The organism is Desulfomicrobium orale DSM 12838 (assembly GCF_001553625.1).
Lineage (GTDB): Bacteria > Desulfobacterota > Desulfovibrionia > Desulfovibrionales > Desulfomicrobiaceae > Desulfomicrobium > Desulfomicrobium orale.
In genome coordinates this window covers 2,100,996-2,123,730 of record NZ_CP014230.1, presented here as the reverse complement: position 1 = coordinate 2,123,730, position 22,735 = coordinate 2,100,996, and the positions used below count along the sequence as shown (strand labels likewise).

Below are 22,735 nucleotides of genomic sequence, written 5' to 3'. Positions count from 1 at the left end.
GCGCAGGATATTCTTTAGGCTCTAGGCTCAGGCCTCATTAATTGAGATAGAAAATGACGGAAGCCGCGAGGCACAGAGCTGAAAAGAAGGTATGCGCGCAGCGGTCATAACGCATGGCTATTCTCCGCCAGTCCTTGATCCTGCCAAACATGACCAAAGATCTTGTGCCGCTGTTTATACAGATCTTTATCGTACGAGCAGGGTCTCTTCCGGCTCCTTCTGGGCGGGATGCAGGGCGTAATGCCTCTGGCACGCAGGGCATTGCGGAACCAGTCGGCGTCATAGCCACGGTCCGCCAGCAGCTCCCTGGCCTCGGGCAAAGCATCTATGGCGTCCATAAGCAGGGCGGCTCCTTTGTAGTCGCTCACCTGGCCTTCTGTGAGCGTCATGGCCAGGGGCCTGCCGTGGCCGTCGCAAAGGGCATGGAGTTTGGAGTTCAGACCGCCCTTTGTGCGTCCGATGCAGCGGGAAAGAGCCCTTTTTTGAGCAAACTGGCGGCGGTTCGATGCGCCTTGAGGTGGGTTGCATCGTTCATCACCTGGCCATCCTGTCCCGCTGTTTTTGCCAATTCGGTAAAAATATTGTTGAAGACGCCCATCCGGCTCCAGCGCAAAAAACGATTGTACAGCGTTTTATACGGGCCATACTCACGCGGCGCATCTTTCCATTGCAGGCCATGTTTGATGACATAAATGATTCCGCTTATGACTTTCAGGTCATCGACGCGTGGAATGCCGTGTGAAAGTGGAAAGAAAGGCTTGATACGCTCCAGTTGTTCGGCAGAAAGGTAGAAAAGTTGGCTCATGGCGTCCTCCCTGAGCACAACTAACCAACTTTCCTGATTTTTACAATTAATGAGGCCTGAGCCTAAAACCGTGTAGTCCGGCAATACAGAAATAAAAAGCCGCGCCACATTACTGCGGCACGGCCTGAACCTGAAAATTCTGGAGCGGGAAACGGGACTCGAACCCGCAACCCTCAGCTTGGAAGGCTGATGCTCTAGCCATTGAGCTACTCCCGCCCGAGAGATGCCGGAGCTACTGCATGCTCCGGCCAGCGTCAAGGGCGTTGTGCCCTGCCCGGAGAGGCAGTAATATCTCGGCGATGAAAACCAGCCACACGGCCATCTCCAACCGCCAGCCTTCCGCCGCTTCGTACCTGACCGGGTTGATTCTGGCCGGAGGCGAGTCCTCCCGTCTGGGCCGGGACAAAACCGTTCTCGTTCATGAAGGCCAGACTCTCCTGGAGCGCTCGTCCGGACTGCTCTCCCGCCGCTGCGCCCCGGTGTTCATCTCCTGTCGGCACCCCCAAACCATCCACCTGGATATGCCCATCATCGTGGACCAGACACCCCGCGTAGGACCGGTCGGAGGAATCGTCACGGCCCTGCGGCAGCTGAAGCGGCCGCTTTTTGTTCTGGCCTGCGACCAGCCCTTTCTGCGAGACAGCTTCATCACCCGGCTCATGGCTGCCCGCGAAGAACGGCCCGGGCACTGTGTCATGACCACCTGGCTGCAGCAGCGCACTGGTTTCATCGAGGCATTGGTGGCCATCTACGAACCGGCCGTCCTGCCCCTTCTGGAAGATGGTCTGGCCCGGCATGAATACAAGCTGAGCCGCCTTGTGCCGGAACGCCTGCGCCATCATCTGCCCTACGGTGAAGAGGACGAGCCGTTTTTCTTCAATATCAACTTCCCGGAAGATCTGAAGCGGCTCTCCGGGTGATCAGGCGGGACAAAACTCCCGCAAAGACAAAAAATACACGGCTCCGTTCCGGCCTCATAATTCGAAAGGCGTAAGGCTTCGCACGCCCTTGTCCGTGACCAGCACGGTCTGCTCGAACTGGGCCGAAAGGGACCCGTCCGCCGTGACCACCGTCCAGCCGTCGTCCAGACGTTTGGTGGGCCAGCCGCCTGCGTTGATCATGGGTTCAATGGTAAAGACCATGCCCGGAACCAGTACAATGCCCTGCCCCGGCCGCCCGGTATGCGGCACCTGCGGCTGTTCGTGAAAGGCATGCCCCACGCCGTGGCCGACCAGCTCCCGCACCACGGAGAAACCGGCGTTTTCGGCATGGGTCTGGATGGCGTGTCCTACGTCTCCCAGAGTCGCGCCGGGGCGTACGGCGGATATTCCCAGAGCCAGGCACTGCCGGGTGACATCCACCAGACGTTCCGCCTCGGGGTCAGTCTTTCCCACCAGAAACGTGCGGTTGGCGTCGGCAAACCAGCCATCCAGGATGCTGGTCACATCGATGTTCACGATATCTCCCTCGGCCAGTTGGCGCGGACCGGGAATGCCGTGGCAGACCTCGTTGTTGACGGACACGCACACGCTCTTGGGAAAACCGTGATAATCAAGAGGCGCGGGCACGGCCCCATGAGTCAGGGTGAATTCGTGGACCAGCGTGTTCAATTCTTCGGTGGACACACCCGGCCGGATGTGCCCGGCGGCCATCTCCAGCGTCTGGACCACCAGTTGCCCAGCCCGGGCAATACCGCGCACGGCTTCGGCATCCTTGAGACGGATGCGATATCTTTTCCAATACTCCTCAGCCACGGAGGCAGGAGATTTCCTGCGGATCGTTTTTTTCTTTGCGTGACGGAACAACATGTCTCTCCTCAAATAACGTGATGCGTCCGGCCGGACAGGCCGCTCGGGGTTTCTTGTCCCAGAACCCCGCCCCTGTCCAGAAGTCCGGGTTGCGGCCCGGACCGCTTTGGGACATGGATCTCCGAAAAAGGAGGTTCTCATGACCACTATCCGCATTTCTGGCATGTCCTGCGGCCACTGCACCGGCTCCGTGACTAAGGCGCTGAACGCCATTCCCGGCATCTCCAACGTCCAGGTCTCTCTTTCCCCCGGTCAGGCGTCTTTCGACGCAGCCCCTGAAGTGGACCTGAAAGCCGTGGTCCAGACTATTCGCGATCTCGGCTTCGAAGCGGAACTGTAGTGCTCCGAAGCCTGCGCAAGTGGCTGCTGCTGGCACTGGGCATTCCCTTTGTCATGATCGGCACGCGGCTCATCCTCGACGCCGGCCAGACAGCACTGACGCATCAGGCAGCAACGTCGTGGCAAGCCGGAGAAGCGAGGATCAGAGGTGGTCCCCAAGATTCGGCCAGGCGTGGTAGCTACTCAACCAGCCAAGGAGAACACACATGTCCAACCGAAAGAACCACGCTCCCGCTTTCAAGGCCAAAGTGGCCCTGGCCGCCCTTTGCGGCGAGAAAACCATTGCCGACTCAGTTCCGAGTTCGGCGTTCATCAGACGCTCATCCACAAGTGGGTGAAGCAGCTCAAGGAATCGGCTGCGGGCATCTTTGCCGGTGAAATCAAGACCGAAGAGGTCAGGAGAGAAAAACAGCTCCAGATGCTTCATGCCAAAATCGGTCAGCTTACCGTGGAACGAGATTTTTTAGCCGAAGCCTGGGGGAAGCGGTGAGCGTCTCCCGCAGGCAAAGCATGGTCAATTCGGGCCATGTGAAGCTCAGCGTTGTCCGGCAGTGTATTCTGCTCAAAGTCGCCCGTTCCAGCCTGTATTACAAAAGAGCCGGAGAATCGGCCATAAACCTCACAGTAATGCAGGAAATCGACCGTGCTTTCACGGAATGGCCGTTTCTTGGAGTGCGCCAGATGCGTCGTTACATGGTGTCGCTGGGATACAACGCTGGCAGAAAGCGCGTCCGCCGTCTGATGCGGTTGAGGGGTCTCATGGCGGTGTACCAGAAGCCGAAAACCAGTGTTCCGAACCCGGAACACAAACACTATCCCTACCTGTTGCGCGACTTGACCATAGATCGGAGCAATCAGGTCTGGTGTGCGGATATTACCTGCATCCCCATGCGCAAAGGTTTTCTCTATCTGGTGGCCATCATGGACTGGTACAGCCGCAAAGTGCTGTCCTGGCGGCTCTCAAACACCATGGACACGGATTTTTGCGCCTCGGCTCTGGAAGAGGCCGTGGCGAAATATGGCAAACCCGATATCTTCAACACCGACCAGGGCAGTCAGTTTACCAGCTTTGCCTTTACCAACATCCTGCGAGATAAGGGAATCCGCATTTCCATGGACGGCCGGGGCCGCTGGCTGGACAACGTATTTATCGAACGCCTCTGGCGCTCACTCAAATACGAGAACGTGTACCTGAACGCATATGAAACCGGCTCGGAAGCCCGCACCGGCATCGGCAGATGGATCGACTTTTACAACCAGACTCGGCCTCACAGCAGTTTGGGCGGGAGAAGCCCGAAGCGTTGTTACCATGAAGGGCTGTTAAAGGCAGCATGATGAGGAAAAAGATAAGCTAAGAAACAGCTGCTAACTGTCCAAACTATGGGGACCACTTCTGTATTACGCCTTGCATCCCTCCCAGAAAGAACCGAAAGAGGCCCATCTCTTACGATAAAAATTTGTATAAACAGTGGCATAAGATTGAGATCATGTTTGGCAGGATCAAGGATTGGCGGAGAATAGCCATGCGTTATGACCGCTGCGCACATACCTTCTTTTCAGCTCTATGCCTCGCCGCTTCCATCATTTTCTATCTCAATTAATGAGGACTGAGCCTAGGGTGTGTTTGCAAACTTTTCTGCCGCTCGAGGGTTCACCCAAAGGCGGCCGTCCGGCCAAAGATAAACGAACATTCATAAATGCAATAATCATCTGGTTGCTGCGCACCGGGGCTTCCTGGAGGGCCCTGCCGGAAGAGTATGGTTCATGGAATGCCGTATATTCCCGCTTTCGACGTTGGCAGATAAAAGGATGGCTCTAGACCATCAGACTATCGTCTGATAGGCTAGAAAAATGTTTGAAAACAGCAGATTAAGTCGATATAAAGTCGGAAAAATCATTGAATGCTTTTGCATCGACATTGACGCTACCAGAACCGCTCTGCTCCTGAAGTTGAACAGAAAAACCGTGAATAGGTACTTTCTGGCCTTCAGGCGGTTGATTTATCTCCACCAAGTATCCAAAAAAGAGCAAATACTCGGTGTGGTTGAGGTTGATGAAAGTTTTTTTGGCCCCGCCCGGGTTCGTGAGCGGCCAAGCCCCCGAAAAAGGGGACGGGGCACGCTTAAACAATCGGTCTTCGGCATCTATGAGCGTGATGGAGCCGTTTACACAGAGCTGGTCACGGACTGCTCGGCCAAAACGCTTCAAGCCATCATCAGGGGCAAGGTTTCGCCTGAGAGTATTATCCATTCCGACTGCTGGAAAGGCTATGACGGACTGGTGGATGTGGGGTACGACAAACACTTCCGCATCAACAAATCCAGACATTTTGCGGAAAAATCGGTCCACATCAACGGTATCGAAGCATTCTGGAGCTTTACAAAACGCCGCCTGGCAAAGTTTAATGGTGTGAAGCAGAATTTCGAGCTCCACCTCAAGGAGTGTGAATGGCGCTACAACCGGGCGCTGCCACAACTTCTCACCAGCCTCAAACTTTTGGTGGCAAAGAACAAAGACCTGATGGTCTAGAGCCAAAGGATTTTGGAAAGCAGTTTTTTCTCGCTCTGGCGTCTGACCCCGATCTCGAAGCGGTGATGATTGATGTACATGCATCCATGCCCACAAACATTCGGCTGGCGCAAAAGGGGGCAGCACAGACAAGCTTTGGGCCGCAGTCGCGGAGGTTTTACCTCCAAGCTGCATGCACAGGTAGACGCGCTCGGCAACCCTGTATCGTTTTTCCTCACGGGAGGCGAATGCGCGGATATCAGTGTTGCACCGCAATTACTCGAAGGGGTTTGTGATTGCACTGTTATTGCCGATAAAGGTTATGACAGCGAACCATTGGTTCAACTCCTTGAATCAAGAGGCTGTACCGTAGTTATTCCTCCACGCTCAAATCGTAAAACACCTCCTCAGTATGATCGTCATCTTTATAAGGAACGGCACCTTGTTGAATGCTTTTTCAATAAAATAAAAGAATACCGCAGAGTAGCAACACGTTATGAAAAGCTTTCCCAGACCTTTCTCTCTTTCGTTTATCTGGCAGCTTCAATGATTTGGATCAAATAGTTTGCAAACATACCCTAGGCCGGACACCGCAAACCGCAGTCTTCGACCGCTTACGATTTTGTTTTGGAACTCTCCGGGTTCACCTCCGCAGCAGCCCGCATGGCCGGAAGAATCTGAAACGACCTTGGCGGGGCATTTTTCAACGGACCGCTATGCGCACATCCTTACGAATATTCAGCTTGGTTCTGCCGACTCTGCTGTGGACGGCCGCCGCCTTTGCCCAGCCCGGCGTGGTCCGCTATCAGGTCCGGGAAGGGGACAGCATCCGGGGGCTTCTGCTGCGGCATAACTGTCTGTCCTCCATGCTGGAATACGCCCAGGCCAGGGAGGCTTTCACCCGCCTCAACCCCGGTATCCAGTATTCCAGACAGCTGTCGCCGGGCGATACCGTGTCCGTGCCATCCATGAAAACAGGGGATAACGGGTGCCTGGCCTTTGAAAACGTCCGGATCGTGAGGGTGGAGTTCGAGTCCGCCTTCTCGGCCGAGCGCATCCGCATCCACCTGGATGGCCCTGTGCTGCCGGACCTGTTCACCATCGACAAGATTCCCCCGCCCCGCGTGGTCTGCGACTTCGACGGCGTGCTGATGGTCTCCGGCCTGGCCCGTGAGATGGACTTGCAGGGCCGCATGATCCGCAAGGTCCGCATCGGGCAAGAGGAACGGCCTTATCCGCGGACCAGGGTAGTGTTGGAAATGGACAAGAATCTGGCCGGGCGTATCGAGCAGGAATTTTTCGAGAAGGAAAGCCTGTTCGTGCTGACCGTGTTTGAAAGCGGACAGTAAGCCCCTCCCGCAGAACCGGCACCTCTCGGCGCGGAAAACGCGGAGGGACCGGTTTTTTTGCGGCTTTGCCAAGGAAGACGCGCATGTACACCCATGTTCCCCCGGCGGAGATCGAATCCCGCTCGCTGGCCATCATCGACGCCGAAGTGCCGGATCCACGGCCTTTCTCCGGCGAGGAATGGAGCGTGGCCCGGCGCATGATCCACACCACGGCGGATTTCGATCTGTTGCGGCACATCCGTTTTCATCCGGACGCGGTGCGGGCCGGGAAGGAGGCGCTGCTGGCGGGCGCGGATATTGTCACGGACACGTGCATGGCTCTGGCTGGAATCCCCCGGAGGCGTCTCGATCCGCTGGGATGCGCGGCGCGCTGTCTGATGAATGACCCCGCGGTGGCTGAACGGGCCGCGCGGGACGGCGTGACCCGGGCCTGGGCCGCTGTGGATGAGGTCATGGATCAGGGCGGGGCGGATATTTTTGTCATCGGCAATGCGCCCACGGCCCTGTACCGCCTGCTGGAGCGGATACGCGAGGGTGCCCGGCCGCCCCGGCTCATCGTCGGCATGCCGGTGGGCTTCGTCAACGCGGCGGAATCAAAAGAGCTGCTGCTGGCTCAGGACTCAATTCCTTTCATCTCCATCGCCGGACGCAAGGGCGGCTCCAGTCTGGCGGCCTGCGTCATCAATGCTCTGGCCGAATTGGTGCGGCTGTCCTGAGGCAGATATTTCGCGGAATTAGAGCAGTTCAGTGGTGAATGCTCTGAAGACGTGAAAACAAATGGGCCGCCTTTCGTTGTTTCGAAGACGGCCCTGTTGTCTTCGCTGGAAGACGGCTGTTTCATGCCGACCGCATGGTCAGAGTTCTTTTCTCCCCGGTCCGCACAGCAGATATACGCCAAAGACCACGGACGCGCCGCCCGTGAGAAAACAGAAGAGCCCCACCCCGGACCGCATCAGGAAAAGCGGCATGTGCAGGTGCCGGTACAGGAGGGACCGCTCCGGCCTGTCCGGATCCACCAGCACGTCCACCGGATGGTTTCCGTCATGCAGGCGCTGCAAGACCTCGTACAGATCGGCTCTGGGACATTCTTCGCCCACGCAGGAATACGAGAACGAGAGGTGGTCCCCAAGATTCGGACAGGTGTGGTAGCTACTCAACCAGCCAAGGAGAACACACATGTCCAACCGAAAGAACCACGCTCCCGCTTTCAAGGCCAAAGTGGCCCTGGCCGCCCTTTGCGGCGAGAAAACCATTGCCGACTCAGTTCCGAGTTCGGCGTTCATCAGACGCTCATCCACAAGTGGGTGAAGCAGCTCAAGGAATCGGCTGCGGGCATCTTTGCCGGTGAAATCAAGACCGAAGAGGTCAGGAGAGAAAAACAGCTCCAGATGCTTCATGCCAAAATCGGTCAGCTTACCGTGGAACGAGATTTTTTAGCCGAAGCCTGGGGGAAGCGGTGAGCGTCTCCCGCAGGCAAAGCATGGTCAATTCGGGCCATGTGAAGCTCAGCGTTGTCCGGCAGTGTATTCTGCTCAAAGTCGCCCGTTCCAGCCTGTATTACAAAAGAGCCGGAGAATCGGCCATAAACCTCACAGTAATGCAGGAAATCGACCGTGCTTTCACGGAATGGCCGTTTCTTGGAGTGCGCCAGATGCGTCGTTACATGGTGTCGCTGGGATACAACGCTGGCAGAAAGCGCGTCCGCCGTCTGATGCGGTTGAGGGGTCTCATGGCGGTGTACCAGAAGCCGAAAACCAGTGTTCCGAACCCGGAACACAAACACTATCCCTACCTGTTGCGCGACTTGACCATAGATCGGAGCAATCAGGTCTGGTGTGCGGATATTACCTGCATCCCCATGCGCAAAGGTTTTCTCTATCTGGTGGCCATCATGGACTGGTACAGCCGCAAAGTGCTGTCCTGGCGGCTCTCAAACACCATGGACACGGATTTTTGCGCCTCGGCTCTGGAAGAGGCCGTGGCGAAATATGGCAAACCCGATATCTTCAACACCGACCAGGGCAGTCAGTTTACCAGCTTTGCCTTTACCAACATCCTGCGAGATAAGGGAATCCGCATTTCCATGGACGGCCGGGGCCGCTGGCTGGACAACGTATTTATCGAACGCCTCTGGCGCTCACTCAAATACGAGAACGTGTACCTGAACGCATATGAAACCGGCTCGGAAGCCCGCACCGGCATCGGCAGATGGATCGACTTTTACAACCAGACTCGGCCTCACAGCAGTTTGGGCGGGAGAAGCCCGAAGCGTTGTTACCATGAAGGGCTGTTAAAGGCAGCATGATGAGGAAAAAGATAAGCTAAGAAACAGCTGCTAACTGTCCAAACTATGGGGACCACTTCTATTTATCTCCACCAAGTATCCAAAAAAGAGCAAGGGTCATGCCTAGCTGAGTGGATTTTCTCTGAGCATTTTGAGCAGAAGTTTATAACTATCTTCGTTTCTATGGTTAAAGCGAAATTCACATTCTTTCAAATGAAAGTAAAAAGTGTGCTTGGGCAAACCCCTAAAACGAACAAGTCGTGTTTTGGCAAAAGCCCAGAAGCTCTCAATGCCGTTAATGTGTGAGTTTTTATTGGCAAATTCATTGTTGCCATGCTCAACCCGGAAGTGTTTTTGGTAGCCTAGGTCTACGAGACCATCATAGCCGCGCCAGCCATCAGAGTGAATAATACTTTCAAGTTTCACGCGGCCCCGGATGATCCCTTGGAGGGTGATTTTTGAACAGTCCGGGACAATTTCGGTATAAACGCGACCGTCGCGCTTGAATAAGCCGAACACAATGGTTTTCCTTGGCCCCTAGGCCTCTGACTCCCTTAACGCGGCGTGCGCCAAAATAGCTTTCATCAACCTCAACTTCGCCTTGAACAGGAGACTCCGCCTCGCAGAACCGGGCAATCCTCTCTCGGAAAGCAGCCAGATAACGGTTCGCGGTATTACGATTTACCCCGGCTATTTCAGCTATCTGCAGGGCATTCAAATCCACGGCAAACAGCTTCACTATTTGTCGGACTTTGGCCTCTGAAATTCTTGAACGCTTCGCATACTTGTTTTTCATTGTCGTGACTAGCCTTATAGTCGAATGGAGACTCATGGACTAGGCATGACCCAAAAAATAATTCAAATTTTCTCATGCAAAAAGAAGTGTTACAGACAGATATCAAAAAATTGAGTAAAATGGAGATATTTCGATATTTACATATATTTTTCTGTTGAAAGAATAAAATACATGTTGAAAAGAAAATATTGACACTCTCCGAGGTCCGAGCCGGTGCGAGGAATCAACCATCCCGCTTTCTTCCCGGAACTCCAAGAATCGTATTTTATACATTAAATTCAGAATATTAAGCTGTATACAAATCCATTCCCCAAAAAGTGTCAGCCCAAATTTACCAGAGTTGTAGCCAGACACCCTCCCGCCTTAGAGGCCTTTTCCATGAGCGACATTTGGGAACGCATTGCCGATCTGCTGGAGAAAAAACTGGCCCCCGGAGCCTATCAGCTCTGGGTCAAGCCTCTGCGGGGAAAGCTGGAGAACGGCGCCCTTGTGCTGCATGCGCCCAACGAATTTGTTCGTAACCACGTGCAGCTCCGGTTACAGGAAGAGATAATGGAGGCGGCGGGGGAAGTACTGTCCTGCACGCCACGTATTTCCTTTCTATGTGAACACGGCCCGGCTCCTGTCCTTGCCTTGGCAGACAATACAGTGCAGACCCGGACCGTCTCCCGGCAGATGAGCCTGCCCGTGGCTCACGCCCTGCCGACGCAGAGCGTGCAATCCTGGCGGCACCAGTTCGACGATTTCGTGGTGGGTCCGTGCAACAGTCTGGCTTACGCCGCCTCACGCGGGTTCTGCCAGGAGCTTCCCGGTTCCGACCAACTTTTTTTATGTTCCGCGCCCGGTCTGGGAAAAACCCACCTGACCCAAGCTATCGGGGCTGAGATCGCCCGGCAGTCCAACCGCCGACATCTGCGGATCTGCTACTTGAGCGGGGAAGAATTCGCCAGCCAGCTGGTCATGTCCATCAAATCCAGAACCGTGGATCAATTTAAGGAGCGCTTCCGGTCCGGCGTGGACCTGCTCATGCTGGAGGATGTGCATTTTTTTCAGGGTAAGGAGAAAATGCAGGATGAGTTGCTGAATATCCTGAAATCCCTCCAGAATAAGGGACGGCGCGTGGTCATGACCAGCACCTTTCTGCCGAAGGAGCTTTCGGATATCGATCCGGGCCTGCTCTCGCGCTTCGCTCAGGGCTTTCTGGCCGTCATGGACAAACCCGACAGCGCCACCCGCCTGAATATCATCCAGGCCAAATCCCGCGTGGCCCAGGTGCATATACCAAACGATGTGGCCGCCCTTCTGGCGGACCGGATCCGGTCCGATATCCGTCAACTGGAGAGCTGCCTGAAAAACATCATTCTCAAGGCCCGGCTGCTGAACACGGATATTTCCATGGATCTGGCTTGGGAAATTCTGCAGAACTACGATCTGGACAGCCCTTCCATCGACCTGGAAAGAGTCATCAGCTTCGTCTGCCAGGCTTACGGATTCGGACTGGAAGAACTGCGCTCCAAAAGTCGCAAAAGAGACCGCGTGATGGCCCGCAACACGGCCTTCTATCTGGCCCGGAAACACACGGAGCTGTCGCTTGCGGATATCGGCCGCCGGTTCAACCGCAAACACTCCACCGTCATCAAGGGCATTGCCGCCGTGGAGCAGGAAGTGGCCCGCAAAACCGCCCTCGGCAATCAGCTCTCCCACACCATCAGCCAGATGCAGGTCTGACAAGGCCGCCATTCCTGACGGCTCCCCCTCTGCTTCCAGCTTGGCAGGTCCGGGGTTCTCCCGGCGCAATCCGTCCGGAAAATCATCCCTGGTCTTTGGCCCGGATTTCAGCCCGTTTGATCTTGCCGCTGATGGTTTTGGGCAGTTCCGACACGTAGACGATGACGCGCGGATACTTGTAAGGCGCGGTGACCTTCTTGACGTGACTCTGCAACTCCTTGGTCAGCTCGGCTGAGGGAGCGTAGCCTTGAGCCAGAACAATGGTGGCCTTCACGGCCTGGCCGCGATCCGGATCGGGCACTCCGGTCACAGCCGCCTCCACCACCGCCGGGTGGCTGACCAGGGCGCTTTCCACTTCAAAAGGACCGATGCGGTAACCGGAACTCTTGATCAGATCGTCGATGCGCCCCAGAAACCAGAAATACCCGTCCTCATCCATCCAGGCCTTGTCTCCGGTGTGATAATATCCGCCGCTGGTAACGCTTACGGTCTTGGCTTCGTCGTAAAGATAGCAGGAAAAAAGCCCGGCCGGGCGGCCGGAATCGATACGGATGCAGATCTCGCCCTCCACGCCCGGAGGGCAGACCTCCCCATGTTCGTCCAGCAGAGCGATATCCCAGCCCGGACACGGCTTGCCGATGGAGCCCGGCTTAGGTTCCATGAAGGGGAATGTGGCGATCTGCAAGGCTGTCTCCGTCTGCCCGTATCCTTCATAGATGGGCAGGCCCAGTTTTTCCAGCCACTCCGCGAAAACGCTTTCATTCAGCAGTTCTCCGGCCGTGGTACAATGCCGCAGGGCCGACAGATCATGACCTTCCAGATCTTCCCGGATCAAAAAACGGTACACTGTGGGCGGCGCACAGAAACTGGTCACGCGGTACTCCGACAGAACGCGCAGCAGCCGGGCCGGGTCGAACTTGCCCCGGAAATCCCACACGAAAACCACGCCTCCGGCCAGCCACTGGCCGTAGAATTTTCCCCACACGGCCTTGCCCCAGCCCGTATCGGCCAGAGTCAGATGCAACCCGCCGGGTTCAATGTCGTGCCAGTAAAGGCCGGTGGTCAGATGCCCCAAAGCGTAATAAAAGTCGTGCTGCACCATCTTCGGATGCCCCGTGGTGCCCGAGGAAAAAAAAATGATGGAGGGGTCTCCGCCGCCTGCCGCATCGGCCGCACGAGGAAAAGACGCCGGAGCCTCCCGCGTGGCGGCCGCGAAGCTCTTCCAGCCGTCACGATCTTCTTCCAACCCGGCGGCCACCAGTATCTCCAGAGACGGACAGTCCGCTCGCGCCTCATCCATGACCGGCTGCACATCGGTGTCCACAATGGCGGCCTTGATGGAGGCAAAACGCACCCGATACACAATGTCCTTGACCGTCAGCAACGCGGGCGACGGCACGGCCACAGCACCCAGTTTGTGCAGAGCCAGCATGGAAATCCAGAACTCCACCCGGCGATGCAGAATGAGCATGACCTTGTCTCCGCGGGCGACACCCAGAGCGTGCAGGGCTCCGGCCAGGCGGGCGGACTGCTCCGAAAAAAAACCGAAAGAATAGTCCCGGCGGACTCCGGCGTCGTCCACGTGGATCATGGCCAGCCGGCCGGGCTCCTCGGCGGCCGCAGCATCGACCATATCGAAGGCGAAATTGTACTTCTCCGGAAGGTCCAGAGAAAAATCCCGCAGAAATTCCTCATAAGACCGGGGACGCAGCTTAGCGGCCATGAATGCTCCTTATGCCGGTTACAAGAAAACGGTCCGCCATTCCGGAAACCGTCGCCATGCACAGCGTCCGAATGGAGGGAGAAAACGCTCCGCCACTAAATGATGACATCCAGAAATCTGGCCGGACGGCCGTCCAGTCCGCGCAGGGCGTGAGGCGTGCGCGAGGTGAAGTACAGGCTGTCTCCGGCTTCCATGACATACACCGTGGAGCCGAGGGTAATCTCCAGCCTGCCTTCCAACATGTAGATGAATTCCTGCCCCGGATGTTCGTTGAAAGTCAGGGCGTCCTTCTCCTTGGGCGGGACCAGAACGATGAACGGCTCCATTTTGCGGCCCACAAAGCGGTACGCCAGGCTCTTGTAATCATAGTCCTTGCGCCGCTCGACACTCATGCCCTTCCCGGCGCGGACCAGAGACGCGGTGTGCAGATGGGCTTCCTTGCCGGAAATGAGCACGGTCAGATCCACCTGGAAAACCTGAGCCACGGTAAACAGATAGCTGACCGGAATCTCATTCTCACCGGATTCGTACTTGCGGACGTCCGCCGGCGGTACATCCAGCTGTGCAGCCATTTCCTCTACCGTCATGTCCATGGCATCCCGCAGACCCCGCAACCGGGGCGCGATATCTTTATATGCAGGCTGATGCGTATCCATGCCATCTCCTTAAAACACGCTCTCCGCTCTGTTTCGAAATTCCATGCTTAGGCGCGCCGTCGAACCGCCCGAAATGAAAAACGCCGTCCATCCCCCGCAGGCCGGACCGTTTTCACACTGAAAACAGGCAGCTAACGCTACCCGGCGGGCGCAGGCATGGCTACGGCGTTCGCAGGTAAAAAGCAATAACCGATTATCGAGAAAAACTTCCGTATTTTCAGGTGACGATCACGGAATTCTCGCAGTTGCCGAACTCGCTGTACACATATCTGTCCGCATTCCAATCATTTTCCCAGCGTTCATCATCCAGCAAATAGCGGAACTGGAATTCTCTCCCCGGTTCGAGATCCAGAGCGATCTTGAAGGATCCATCCTTCATTTTTTTCATGGGCAGGGAATGCATGGCCCAATCGTTGAATTCGCCCACCAGAAATACCGTATCGGCCCGGCCGGATTCGTTTGCGGACAGCGTGAACGTCACCTTGCACGTGTTTTTCGTCTTGAAATACTGTTTCTTGAAGCTCATTTCAGCCCTCCTTCAGGAAAAGATATCTCCGTGCAATGACCTGTAAATGTCCATATAACGCAACGACGATTTTTCCCAGGAAAAATTGGCCCGCATGGCGTTGTACCTGAGCCGCGTCCACCGGTCCTTGTCTTCCCAGACCCGCACGGCCTGCCGGATGGCATCCAGAAAGCTCTCCGGCGCGGCGGACGGAAAGACGAAACCGGTGGCGTTCTCGGCCGGATAAGAGATGATGGTGTCTCGCAGACCGCCCACGGCCGTGACCACGGGCGGCGTGCCGTAGCTCAGGCTGTACATCTGGGTCAGGCCGCAGGGCTCGTACCTCGAAGGCATCAGAAAAATGTCCGCCCCGGCCTGAATGAGGTGCGACATTTCTTCCGTGTAGCCGATAATGCCCACCAGCCGTCCCGGATAGTCCTCCATGACGGACATGAGCCGGGCCTCGTGCTCCGCCCTTCCCTCGCCCAGCACCACCAGTCCCACATCGAGCTTCATCACCTCCGGAATGATGTCGAGCAGGATGTCGATGCCCTTCTGGCCGCGTAAACGGCCGATAAAGCCGAGTACAGGACGCTCCATCAAAGCCGGCCGCAGACCGAGCAGTTCCAGCAGATGGCGCTTGCAGTCCTTCTTTCCTTCCGGGTTCTCCGCCGAATAGGTACTCTCCAGAACCGGATCGTTCTCGGGACTCCAGATGGAATAGTCCGCCCCGTTCAGGATCCCTACCAAATCGTTTCTTCTGCGGGCCAGAATCCCTTCCAGTCCGTATCCGAATTTCGGAGTCATGATTTCCTCGGCATAACTGGGGCTGACCGTGGTAATCTTGTCGGCGTAAGCGATTCCGGCCTTGAGTAGGTTGAAGCTGTTATAGAATTCAACGCCCTCCATGTTCCAGGCCTCCACGGGCAGGCCGGATGCCTCGAACAGGCGGTAGGAAAAGCGTCCCTGGTAGGCCAGATTGTGGATGGACATGATGGTGCGGATTCCGGACCAGAATGGATCGTTGCGCCGCCAGAAGGCCAGATATGCGACGGCCAGCCCGGTATGCCAGTCCTGACAATGTACGATGCGCGTTCCCATTCCCAGGTGCCGGATGGCGCACAGCGCCGCCCGGCAGAAAAAGATGAAACGCTCGCCGTTGTCGAAATAATCGCCCTTGTGCGTGCAATAGTAGTGGCGGCGGTCGAAATACTCCCCCCGCTCCACAAAATATACGGGCAGACCGCGATAATCGGCCATATAGATGTCCGCCGTGGAATCGGACCATGGATAGCCCACCGGACAGTTCTCGTGCACCAGACGCACCGGGTACTGACCGGTGGAGAGCCTTCCGTAAAACGGCGTGACCACGGCCACGCGCGCACCCATGCGGGACAAGGTCAGAGGCAATATGCCCATGACGTCGGCCAGCCCGCCGGATTTGGAAAAAGGAAATATTTCCGACGTCAGAAATACGATGTCATGGGGTAGTGCGATCATAAGCCCCGTCTTTCTGTTTGACAAAGTCCGCAATAATTTTCCGGTGATCGAAAGCCATATCGTCCGGCAGGGCGTGAACGGGAAAAAAACAGGCCTCGGCCGCATCATCTCCGGGATGCGGACAGGCCCCCTCTCCCACCCCGGCCGCATAGACTATGCTCAGGGTATGAAAGCGCGGGTCGCGGGCCGGATCCGAGTATACGCCCACAAGGCCCGTGAGCTGTACCTTGAGCCCGGTCTCTTCCAGAGTTTCCCGCACCGCGGCCTGCTCGGCGCTTTCTCCGTAATCGATGAAGCCTCCGGGCAGAGCCCAGCCAAATGGAGGATTCTTCCTCCGGACAAGCAGAACACCCCGGCCTGGCAGAAAGATGACTACGTCCACCGTTGGAAACGGGTTTCGCGGTCTCGAACGGGTTTCACTGGAAGCCTGAGATTCCAAGTGGATTCCTCCCTGTTTCCGTCTTCTTGTCCGATTGAAATCAGCCTACCATCAATTTTCCTGAAGCAGAAGTCCTCAAGCGGCTCAAAAAGCGCCTTCCGAACGATAAAGCCAAGACAAAATATTTGAACCCCTCCCGCGGCAAAGGGACCTCATTGGCGGGTCATCCGAAAAATAATGCGGGCCCGGCAGCGGTTATGGCACGAACAACAGGGAAAAAATCATCGGAGAAGAAGAATCCGGCGGAATGGCTTGAAACCGGGTGAAAAAGCGAACTGTCCGAGCCGTTGGCCCGAAAAGGAGCCCAAACAAAATCGGCTCCCGGACCTTTCGGTGCGGGAGCCGATTCTGGCAAAAAGAGGAAGTTACCCAAGGAAAAAGCAAAGACCGGGCCAAAATGGAAATCATTTGAGAAATCCGTATCCTCCCAGAATACAATACTTATTTTCAAGTGACACAAAACAATACAACCATTCTTGATACAATTATTTTTACAGGTCCGTGCTACAGATGGAGAACAGGAATTATGCCGTAAAAAAAATTGAACTACACTATCTCATACCCTTGGGCCGTCAGTTCCGATACCCGCACCGCACCTTCCCGAAGCACCCGCAGCGCCCGGCCATCCGCTGGCTTCACCAGAGTCGAGGGCAACCCGCCCCGGGGCCAGGGTTCGGCATCGATCACCATGGCTCCGGAGAGCCGCACAAGCCCGGCGTCCAGATCTTGCGGCGCACATACAGGGGCCCCGCCGCTGAAATTCGCGCTGGAGGAAACAAGGGGGGCTTCCGCCAACTCGCACAGTATCCGGGCAACGGGATGCGGGGTCATACGTACAGCCGCCTGCCCCGCACCATCGCGCGCCAGCGCACTGATGGATTCATCCACATCCGTCACAATGGAAAGCGGTCCGGGCCAGAAAGTCTTAGCCAGGGCCCGAGCAACCCGGGACAGACGGAGAAATTTCTCCACCATGGCCCAGCTGGAGACAACAAGGGGCACTGTCTTCTTCCGGGACCGTCCTTTGGCCGTGAAAACCCGTTCCACAGCACTATGGTCTGTCGCCAGGCATCCCAGAGCATAGAACGTCTCCGTCGGATAAATCAGCAGGCCTCCCTGCCGCAGCATTCGCAATTCCCGCGTCCAACTCACTTCCGGCCGCCCTCCGCATTGACCCGTTTCCAACGCCGCGTTATGAGCGGCGCAGAATGTGTTCATCCGGCAAACCTTGCCGACTGGAAATAAAAATACGCAAAATTTCAATGAGATGAAAGAAAATCTCTTTTGGCAGGCTCCTTGCTTTGAAGCCTGCAAAAAGGAGAAAAGACCATGAAAATCACTCCGGACCAGTTGGCAGCTCTGCTGCCCCAACAGAAAAAAATCTCCCAGAACAATCAGGGAGAGGGTTTCGCACGTTTTCTCACCCAGGAAATGCAGTCCGAAAACGCCGCGCAACCGGCCGCAACCGCACTCCCGGCCATGCCCCAGCCGGGAATTGATCAGGTTTTGCAGGCATCGATGCTGCACACCTCAACAGAGCGAACGATCATGGATAAAATGGACACCCTGCTTGCCAAGTGGGAAAATTATTCCCAGACCCTCGCCGCACCGCAGGGCGATCTGCGCGCGGGCTACCGGATGCTGGACGAGATACGCAGCCACGTCCGGGACGTCAAAGGAGATGCCTCCGCAGCCGCCGGGAAAGGGGACCTCGACCGCATGATCGAAGAACTGGATATCCTGGCCGTCACGGAGGAGTTCAAGTTCAACCGCGGGGACTACATGAACTGAGGACTCCGGAAAATCCAGTCTTGCTCTTTTTTTCGGCGCGTCTTCATGGCGCGCCGTTTTTCGTCAGAAAAGCCTCCAGTTCCCCAAGCCCGGCCAACACGCTCCGCCGTTTGACGGCCGCCCTGTCCCCCGTAAAATGAAACACTCGGCTCCAGATCCTGCACTCCACACTCCAGGCCATCCACACCGTGCCGACCGGCTTTTCCGCGCTTCCACCGGTGGGTCCGGCAATACCGGAAACAGCGATACCCACGGGCACTCGCAGAAGCGAGCACAGTCCGGCGACCATGGTCTCCACACACTCCCGGCTGACGGCGCCGTGCCCGGTCAGGATGTCCCCGGAAATCCCCAGCAGGTCCGTCTTGACGCGGTTGTCATACGCCACGACAGCGCCCTCGAACCAGGCGGAGCTTCCCGGAGTATCGGTCAGCGTGCTGGCCATGAGCCCTCCGGTACATGACTCCGCGGTGCCCATACGCCATCCCCGGGCACTGAGGGCCACGCCCAGACGCGCGGCAAGGTGTTCGTCCTCAGACCGCATACTGATCTCGCGTCCTCCCGCTCAGCATTTCTTCCGGCCGGCCGCACGTGAGGGACCGGCCGGGCAGAGTTTGCCGCACCGAGCTATCTCCCGGTCTTGAGCCGCATCCAGCATTCCTCATAGGCCTTTACCGCCGGTCCCAGATCCGTCTCGAACTCGCCGCGCATCATGGTTTCATGGGACGGATAGACGATTTCGTTTCCGCGTACCTCCTCGGACAAAAGAGCCTTGGCGGCCAGATTGGGAGAGGAATAGCCCATTTCCTGGCAGATGAGGGCGCTGACCTCGGGCCGGAGCAGATAGTCGATGAAAAGATGCGCATTCTCCACGTTGGCCGCATTCTTGGGAATGCACAGACTGTCCGCCCACAGGCTGAAGCCCTCTTCGGGATAAATGCAGCGGATATCCGGATTTTCCCCCGAAGCGGCGTAGGCTTCTCCATTCCAGAGTACGGCCGCCAGCACCTCGTTATTCAGCAGGGCCAGCTTGGGGGAATCGGAGTCAAACACCCGCACGCCGGGCATGAGAGGGATGAGCAGTTCGCAGGCTTCGGCCACCTTCGCCGGATCCGCCTCGTTCAGGGAATAACCCAGCCGCTTCAGCCCCATGCCCAGCACGCCGCGCATGTCGTTGGGCAAAAGAATTTTTCCCTTGAACTCAGGCTTCCACAGGTCGGCAAAAGAAACGATGCCCACCGCGTCCGCATTTTTTCCGTTCACGGCGATGGCCGTGGAGCCCCACATGTACGGAACGCTGTAAACATTGTCCGGGTCAAAGAGCTGGTTCATGAGGCTCGGGTCCAGGTTGCCCAGATTGGTCAGCCTGCTCTTGTCCAACGGCAGGAGCAGCCCTTCCTTGCGCATGCGGGCCACAAAATCCGTGGACGGCACGATGATGTCGTAGCCCTTCCCATCCATCATGCGGACCTTGGCGTACATGGCCTCGTTGCTGTCGTAGGTGGACATGATGACCTTGACGCCCGTTTCCTTGGTGAAGTCGCGCAGCACGCTGTCCGGGAGATATTCCGACCAGTTGTACACATAGAGTTCCCCGGACGCGGCCATGGCCGGAGCGGCCAGCAGCAGACAGAAAAGGGACAGGAAGCTCCGTTTCATGCTTTCTCCTTGAGCAGACGCCGGGACAGGAACACTGCCACTGCGGTTATGAGGATCATGATGGCGCACAGGGCGTTGACCTCGGGTTTGATACCCAGCCGGACCATGGAATAAATGCGCAGGGGCAGCACCTCGAATGTGGGCCCCGTGGTGAAGAAACTGATGATCACGTCGTCGATGGACAGGGTGAAGCTGAGCAGCCAGCCCGACAGCACGGCCGGAAAGACCATGGGCAGCACCACATGGCGGAAGACCTCGTACTCGCCCGCCCCCAGATCGCGGGCAGCCTCCACCACATGCGGATCAAAGCCCTGAAGCCGCCCGTGCACGGTGATGGCCACGAAGGGTACGCACAGGGTGATGTGGGCCATGAGCAGAGTCCAGAATCCCAGCGGCAGGGACAGGGCCATGAACAGCACCAGCAAAGAGATGCCAATGACGATGTCCGGAGACATCATCATCACGAAAAGCGTTGTGTGGATGACCTTGCGCGACGGGAAGCGCCACCGCTGCAAAGCCATGGCGATGAGCGTGCCCAGGATGCTCGAACAGGTCGCGGCCAGAGCCGCGATGACAAGGGAGTTCCAGGCCGCCTGGATGAGCGCCGTGTTGGAGAAGAGCTTTATGTACCATTCCAGGGTCGCGCCTTTCCAGGCCAGGGAAAAACGCGACGAATTGAAGGAATAGACGACCATGACCACAAGCGGCAGGTACAGAAAGAAATAGACAAGCCCCAGATAGAGGCGTTTCCACATGCGCATCAGGCGTCCTCCCGGCCCAGACGGGCCGCGCTTTTCCAGTAAAGGAGAAGCATGAGACCCAGAAGGGCGGTCAGGGTCACGCTGGCCGCCGCGCCCAGGGGCCAGTCTCTGGTGGTCAGAAACTGGTCGCGGATGAAATTTCCAAGCAGCATGGCCTTGGCCCCGCCCAGCACGTCGGACACGTAGAACATGCCGATGCCGGGCAGAAAGACCAGCATGCAGCCGGACACGATGCCGGGCATGGTCAGCGGCACGGTGACCCGCCAGAAGGCATTCCATGGAGTGGCCCCAAGATCCCGCGCCGCTTCCAGATAGCGCTGGTCCAGCCGCTCCAATGCCGCGTAAAGGGGCAGAATCATGAACGGCAGAAGAGTGTACGTCAGGCCCAGCACCACCGCACCGGGCGTGTACATCATGGCCAGGGGTTCGGCGATGATCCCCAGAGACAGCAGCAGGTTGTTCACTATGCCGCTGGCGTTCAGCATGGCTGTGATGGCATAGGTGCGCACCAGGGAATTGGTCCAGAAGGGAATGACCACCAGCAAAAGCAGCACGCCGCGCAAGGATTTTCTGGTCCGGGCCAGAATGGCGGCGAAGGGATAGGCCGCAGCCAGACAGATCAGGGTGACCAGCCCGGCCAGCTTCAGGGAAGACCAGAAAATGCCCAGATGGCTCGCGTCCATGAGCCGGGCGTAGTTGGCCAGGGAAAGTCCGGGTTCCACGAAATTTTCGGGAGACGTGGTTCCAAAGCTGGCCAGAAAAACCAGCAGGTTGGGCGTAAAGGCGAAAACGGCCATCCACCCGATGGTTCCGGCAATGACGGCGTTTTTGAAGAATCCGTCATTCTTCATGGGGCAGCACCACTTCCCAGCCTTCGACCCAGCTTACGGCCACCCTGTCCCCGGCGCGGAAGTACACGGTTTCATCGTCTTCGTTGAAAAATTCGGTAGCCGTGACCGTGCTGCCCGCGTCCAGCCGCACCACCACGTCGTAGGTCGCGCCCTTGTAGATGGTTTCCGCCACCGTGCCCACGATGGACCGCCCTTTGTCGAAGCTGTCCTCGAGCTCCGGATCCTCGGCCAGATCCTTCAGCGTCTCCACGCGCAAATCCTCGGGCCGCAGCAGAATGTGCACCTGGTCGCCGGGCGCGAATTTCCGCCGGGTGCCCATGAACACGTCAAGCCCCTGTCCCCGGACCCTGGCCCGGCCTTCCAGCTGCTCCACCACCTCGGCGTTGATGATGTTGATCTCGCCCACGAAGCGGGCCACATACAGATTGCAGGGTTCCTCGTACACGGCCGACGGGGTGCCCGTCTGCTCGATGTGGCCGTTGTTCATCACCACCACTCTGTCGGACATGGAGAAAGCTTCTTCCTGGTCATGGGTGACCAGCACGAATGTGATGCCCAGTTTGCGCTGAAGGTGCTTCAGATCGAGCTGCATCTGCTTGCGCAGGCGGTAATCCAGGGCTGAGAGGGGTTCGTCCAGAAGCAGCACCAGAGGCCGGTTGATGATGGCCCTGGCAATGGCCACACGCTGCTGCTGGCCCCCCGAAAGCCGGTTGACCATGCGCGTCTCGAAGCCCTCCATTTTCACCAGCCGCAGGGCCTCGCCCACCTCACGAAGGATTTCCTCCTCGGGCCGCCCCTGCATGCGCAGACCGAAAGCCACGTTGGCAAAGACATTCATGTGCGGAAAAAGGGCGTAGCTCTGGAAGACCGTGTTCACGGCGCGGCGTTCCGGCGGCAGGTTCGTCACGTCCCGCCCGTCGATGAAGATGGAACCTGTGGAGGGGGTCTCAAAGCCGGCCACAAGGCGCAGGATGGTGGTCTTGCCGCATCCCGAAGGGCCGAGGATGGTCAGAAATTCCCCCCGGCGGACATCCAGAGAGACATTTCGGAGGGCCGGCTGGCCGTCATAGTCTTTAGTCACGCCCCGCAGCTGAACAACAGGCGCCCCGGAGCCGGGGCCGGACGCGGCGAAATCGGTCATGATCTTCCCCTTGTGAGCTGCGGATCGGACGTTTCAGGAGGCCCTTTTCTGGAGAAGATGCGCTACGGAGTCAAGGATATTTTCCCGGCTTCACC

Annotated in this window: 21 protein-coding genes, 1 tRNA gene and 6 pseudogenes; 12 read left to right on the top strand and 16 right to left on the bottom strand. The window is 57.3% G+C overall.

The genetic code is table 11. The features are described from left to right. Positions 1 to 37 precede the first annotated feature (37 nt). Both AXF15_RS13585 and AXF15_RS09855 read right to left on the bottom strand, forming a co-directional pair. Positions 38 to 805, bottom strand: a pseudogene (locus AXF15_RS13585) (IS5 family transposase). A 140-nt stretch (positions 806 to 945) separates the two neighbouring features. Beyond that, positions 946 to 1,021, bottom strand: a tRNA-Gly gene (locus AXF15_RS09855). Between the two features lie 83 nt (positions 1,022 to 1,104). On the opposite strand from AXF15_RS09855, the gene mobA reads away from it, so the two are divergent. After that, positions 1,105 to 1,725 carry a molybdenum cofactor guanylyltransferase gene (mobA, locus tag AXF15_RS09850; RefSeq protein WP_066606750.1) on the top strand — a complete coding sequence of 207 codons (621 nt, stop codon included), beginning with the start codon at positions 1,105 to 1,107 and terminating at the stop codon, positions 1,723 to 1,725. A gap of 54 nt (positions 1,726 to 1,779) precedes the next feature. Here mobA and map read toward each other — a convergent pair whose 3' ends face one another. Then, positions 1,780 to 2,559, bottom strand: a complete 780-nt coding sequence (gene map, locus AXF15_RS09845) for a type I methionyl aminopeptidase (RefSeq protein ID WP_066608902.1) — start codon at positions 2,557 to 2,559, stop codon at positions 1,780 to 1,782. 193 nt (positions 2,560 to 2,752) lie between these two features. Here map and AXF15_RS09840 point away from each other — a divergent pair, with 193 nt between their 5' ends. From AXF15_RS09840 to AXF15_RS09815, 8 genes and pseudogenes are all read left to right on the top strand, one after another. Then, on the top strand, positions 2,753 to 2,953 hold the full coding sequence (locus AXF15_RS09840) for a heavy-metal-associated domain-containing protein (RefSeq protein ID WP_066606748.1): 201 nt from the start codon (positions 2,753 to 2,755) through the stop codon (positions 2,951 to 2,953). A gap of 205 nt (positions 2,954 to 3,158) precedes the next feature. Further along, a pseudogene (locus AXF15_RS09830) lies at positions 3,159 to 4,287 on the top strand (IS3 family transposase). Between the two features lie 62 nt (positions 4,288 to 4,349). Further along, a pseudogene (locus AXF15_RS13580) lies at positions 4,350 to 4,553 on the top strand (IS5/IS1182 family transposase); the annotation flags it as partial. Further along, positions 4,517 to 4,762, top strand: a pseudogene (locus AXF15_RS13575) (transposase); the annotation flags it as partial. The pseudogenes AXF15_RS13580 and AXF15_RS13575, both read left to right, overlap by 37 nt. A gap of 41 nt (positions 4,763 to 4,803) precedes the next feature. Further along, positions 4,804 to 5,481: an IS1595 family transposase gene (locus AXF15_RS09825; protein WP_066606738.1), complete on the top strand. Its 678-nt coding sequence runs from the start codon at positions 4,804 to 4,806 to the stop codon at positions 5,479 to 5,481. 72 nt (positions 5,482 to 5,553) lie between these two features. Next, positions 5,554 to 6,024 (top strand): IS5 family transposase, encoded by a 471-nt coding sequence (locus AXF15_RS13570; protein ID WP_083517979.1) that lies wholly within the window; start codon positions 5,554 to 5,556, stop codon positions 6,022 to 6,024. Between the two features lie 152 nt (positions 6,025 to 6,176). Next, a complete protein-coding gene (locus AXF15_RS09820; protein WP_083517978.1) occupies positions 6,177 to 6,809 on the top strand; it encodes an AMIN domain-containing protein in 633 nt (210 codons plus the stop codon). Between the two features lie 83 nt (positions 6,810 to 6,892). Further along, positions 6,893 to 7,525: a precorrin-8X methylmutase gene (locus AXF15_RS09815; RefSeq protein ID WP_066606734.1), complete on the top strand. Its 633-nt coding sequence runs from the start codon at positions 6,893 to 6,895 to the stop codon at positions 7,523 to 7,525. A gap of 138 nt (positions 7,526 to 7,663) precedes the next feature. On the opposite strand, the gene AXF15_RS09810 is transcribed toward AXF15_RS09815, so the two are convergent. Next, positions 7,664 to 7,987: a hypothetical protein gene (locus tag AXF15_RS09810; protein ID WP_151192347.1), complete on the bottom strand. Its 324-nt coding sequence runs from the start codon at positions 7,985 to 7,987 to the stop codon at positions 7,664 to 7,666. Here AXF15_RS09810 and AXF15_RS09800 point away from each other — a divergent pair. Continuing rightward, positions 7,986 to 9,114: pseudogene (locus tag AXF15_RS09800) on the top strand (IS3 family transposase). The gene AXF15_RS09810 and the pseudogene AXF15_RS09800 sit on opposite strands and share 2 nt — an antisense overlap. A 102-nt stretch (positions 9,115 to 9,216) precedes the next feature. Here AXF15_RS09800 and AXF15_RS09795 read toward each other — a convergent pair. Then, positions 9,217 to 9,889: pseudogene (locus tag AXF15_RS09795) on the bottom strand (IS1595-like element ISDeor2 family transposase). Between the two features lie 378 nt (positions 9,890 to 10,267). On the opposite strand from AXF15_RS09795, the gene AXF15_RS09790 reads away from it, so the two are divergent. Further along, positions 10,268 to 11,617 (top strand): chromosomal replication initiator protein DnaA, encoded by a 1,350-nt coding sequence (locus AXF15_RS09790; protein WP_066606723.1) that lies wholly within the window; start codon positions 10,268 to 10,270, stop codon positions 11,615 to 11,617. An 82-nt stretch (positions 11,618 to 11,699) separates the two neighbouring features. On the opposite strand, the gene AXF15_RS09785 is transcribed toward AXF15_RS09790, so the two are convergent. The 6 genes from AXF15_RS09785 to AXF15_RS09760 form a co-directional block, all read right to left on the bottom strand. Further along, positions 11,700 to 13,340, bottom strand: coding sequence for an AMP-binding protein (locus AXF15_RS09785; RefSeq protein ID WP_066606721.1), 1,641 nt, complete (start codon positions 13,338 to 13,340; stop codon positions 11,700 to 11,702). 95 nt (positions 13,341 to 13,435) lie between these two features. Further along, complete coding sequence (locus AXF15_RS09780; protein ID WP_066606718.1) at positions 13,436 to 13,996, bottom strand: helix-turn-helix domain-containing protein; 561 nt, start codon at positions 13,994 to 13,996, stop codon at positions 13,436 to 13,438. A 217-nt stretch (positions 13,997 to 14,213) separates the two neighbouring features. Then, a complete protein-coding gene (locus tag AXF15_RS09775; protein WP_066606715.1) occupies positions 14,214 to 14,522 on the bottom strand; it encodes an isoamylase early set domain-containing protein in 309 nt (102 codons plus the stop codon). A 12-nt stretch (positions 14,523 to 14,534) separates the two neighbouring features. Continuing rightward, positions 14,535 to 16,001 carry a glycogen synthase GlgA gene (gene glgA, locus AXF15_RS09770; RefSeq protein ID WP_066606700.1) on the bottom strand — a complete coding sequence of 489 codons (1,467 nt, stop codon included), beginning with the start codon at positions 15,999 to 16,001 and terminating at the stop codon, positions 14,535 to 14,537. After that, complete coding sequence (locus tag AXF15_RS09765; protein WP_236884766.1) at positions 15,982 to 16,383, bottom strand: NUDIX domain-containing protein; 402 nt, start codon at positions 16,381 to 16,383, stop codon at positions 15,982 to 15,984. Before AXF15_RS09765 ends, glgA begins: the two co-directional genes overlap by 20 nt. 603 nt (positions 16,384 to 16,986) lie before the next feature. Continuing rightward, positions 16,987 to 17,568, bottom strand: coding sequence for an L-threonylcarbamoyladenylate synthase (locus AXF15_RS09760; RefSeq protein WP_066606695.1), 582 nt, complete (start codon positions 17,566 to 17,568; stop codon positions 16,987 to 16,989). Positions 17,569 to 17,769: 201 nt separating this feature from the next. Between AXF15_RS09760 and AXF15_RS09755 the strand changes: the two genes are divergently transcribed. After that, a complete protein-coding gene (locus AXF15_RS09755; protein WP_066606693.1) occupies positions 17,770 to 18,231 on the top strand; it encodes a hypothetical protein in 462 nt (153 codons plus the stop codon). Positions 18,232 to 18,274: 43 nt separating this feature from the next. Here the strand turns inward: AXF15_RS09755 and AXF15_RS09750 are convergent, their stop codons facing one another. The 5 genes from AXF15_RS09750 to potA form a co-directional block, all read right to left on the bottom strand. Next, the gene (locus AXF15_RS09750) at positions 18,275 to 18,772 is read right to left on the bottom strand and encodes a CinA family protein (RefSeq protein ID WP_066606690.1); all 498 of its coding nucleotides are present in this window, start codon (positions 18,770 to 18,772) and stop codon (positions 18,275 to 18,277) included. An 83-nt stretch (positions 18,773 to 18,855) separates the two neighbouring features. Continuing rightward, positions 18,856 to 19,887: an extracellular solute-binding protein gene (locus tag AXF15_RS09745; RefSeq protein ID WP_066606683.1), complete on the bottom strand. Its 1,032-nt coding sequence runs from the start codon at positions 19,885 to 19,887 to the stop codon at positions 18,856 to 18,858. Then, a complete protein-coding gene (gene potC, locus AXF15_RS09740; protein ID WP_066606681.1) occupies positions 19,884 to 20,648 on the bottom strand; it encodes a spermidine/putrescine ABC transporter permease PotC in 765 nt (254 codons plus the stop codon). The genes AXF15_RS09745 and potC overlap by 4 nt, the downstream gene beginning before the upstream one ends. Beyond that, positions 20,648 to 21,499: a spermidine/putrescine ABC transporter permease PotB gene (potB, locus tag AXF15_RS09735; protein WP_066606679.1), complete on the bottom strand. Its 852-nt coding sequence runs from the start codon at positions 21,497 to 21,499 to the stop codon at positions 20,648 to 20,650. The genes potC and potB overlap by 1 nt, the downstream gene beginning before the upstream one ends. Continuing rightward, positions 21,489 to 22,640 carry a spermidine/putrescine ABC transporter ATP-binding protein PotA gene (gene potA / locus AXF15_RS09730; protein WP_066606677.1) on the bottom strand — a complete coding sequence of 384 codons (1,152 nt, stop codon included), beginning with the start codon at positions 22,638 to 22,640 and terminating at the stop codon, positions 21,489 to 21,491. The genes potB and potA overlap by 11 nt, the downstream gene beginning before the upstream one ends. Positions 22,641 to 22,735 lie beyond the last annotated feature (95 nt).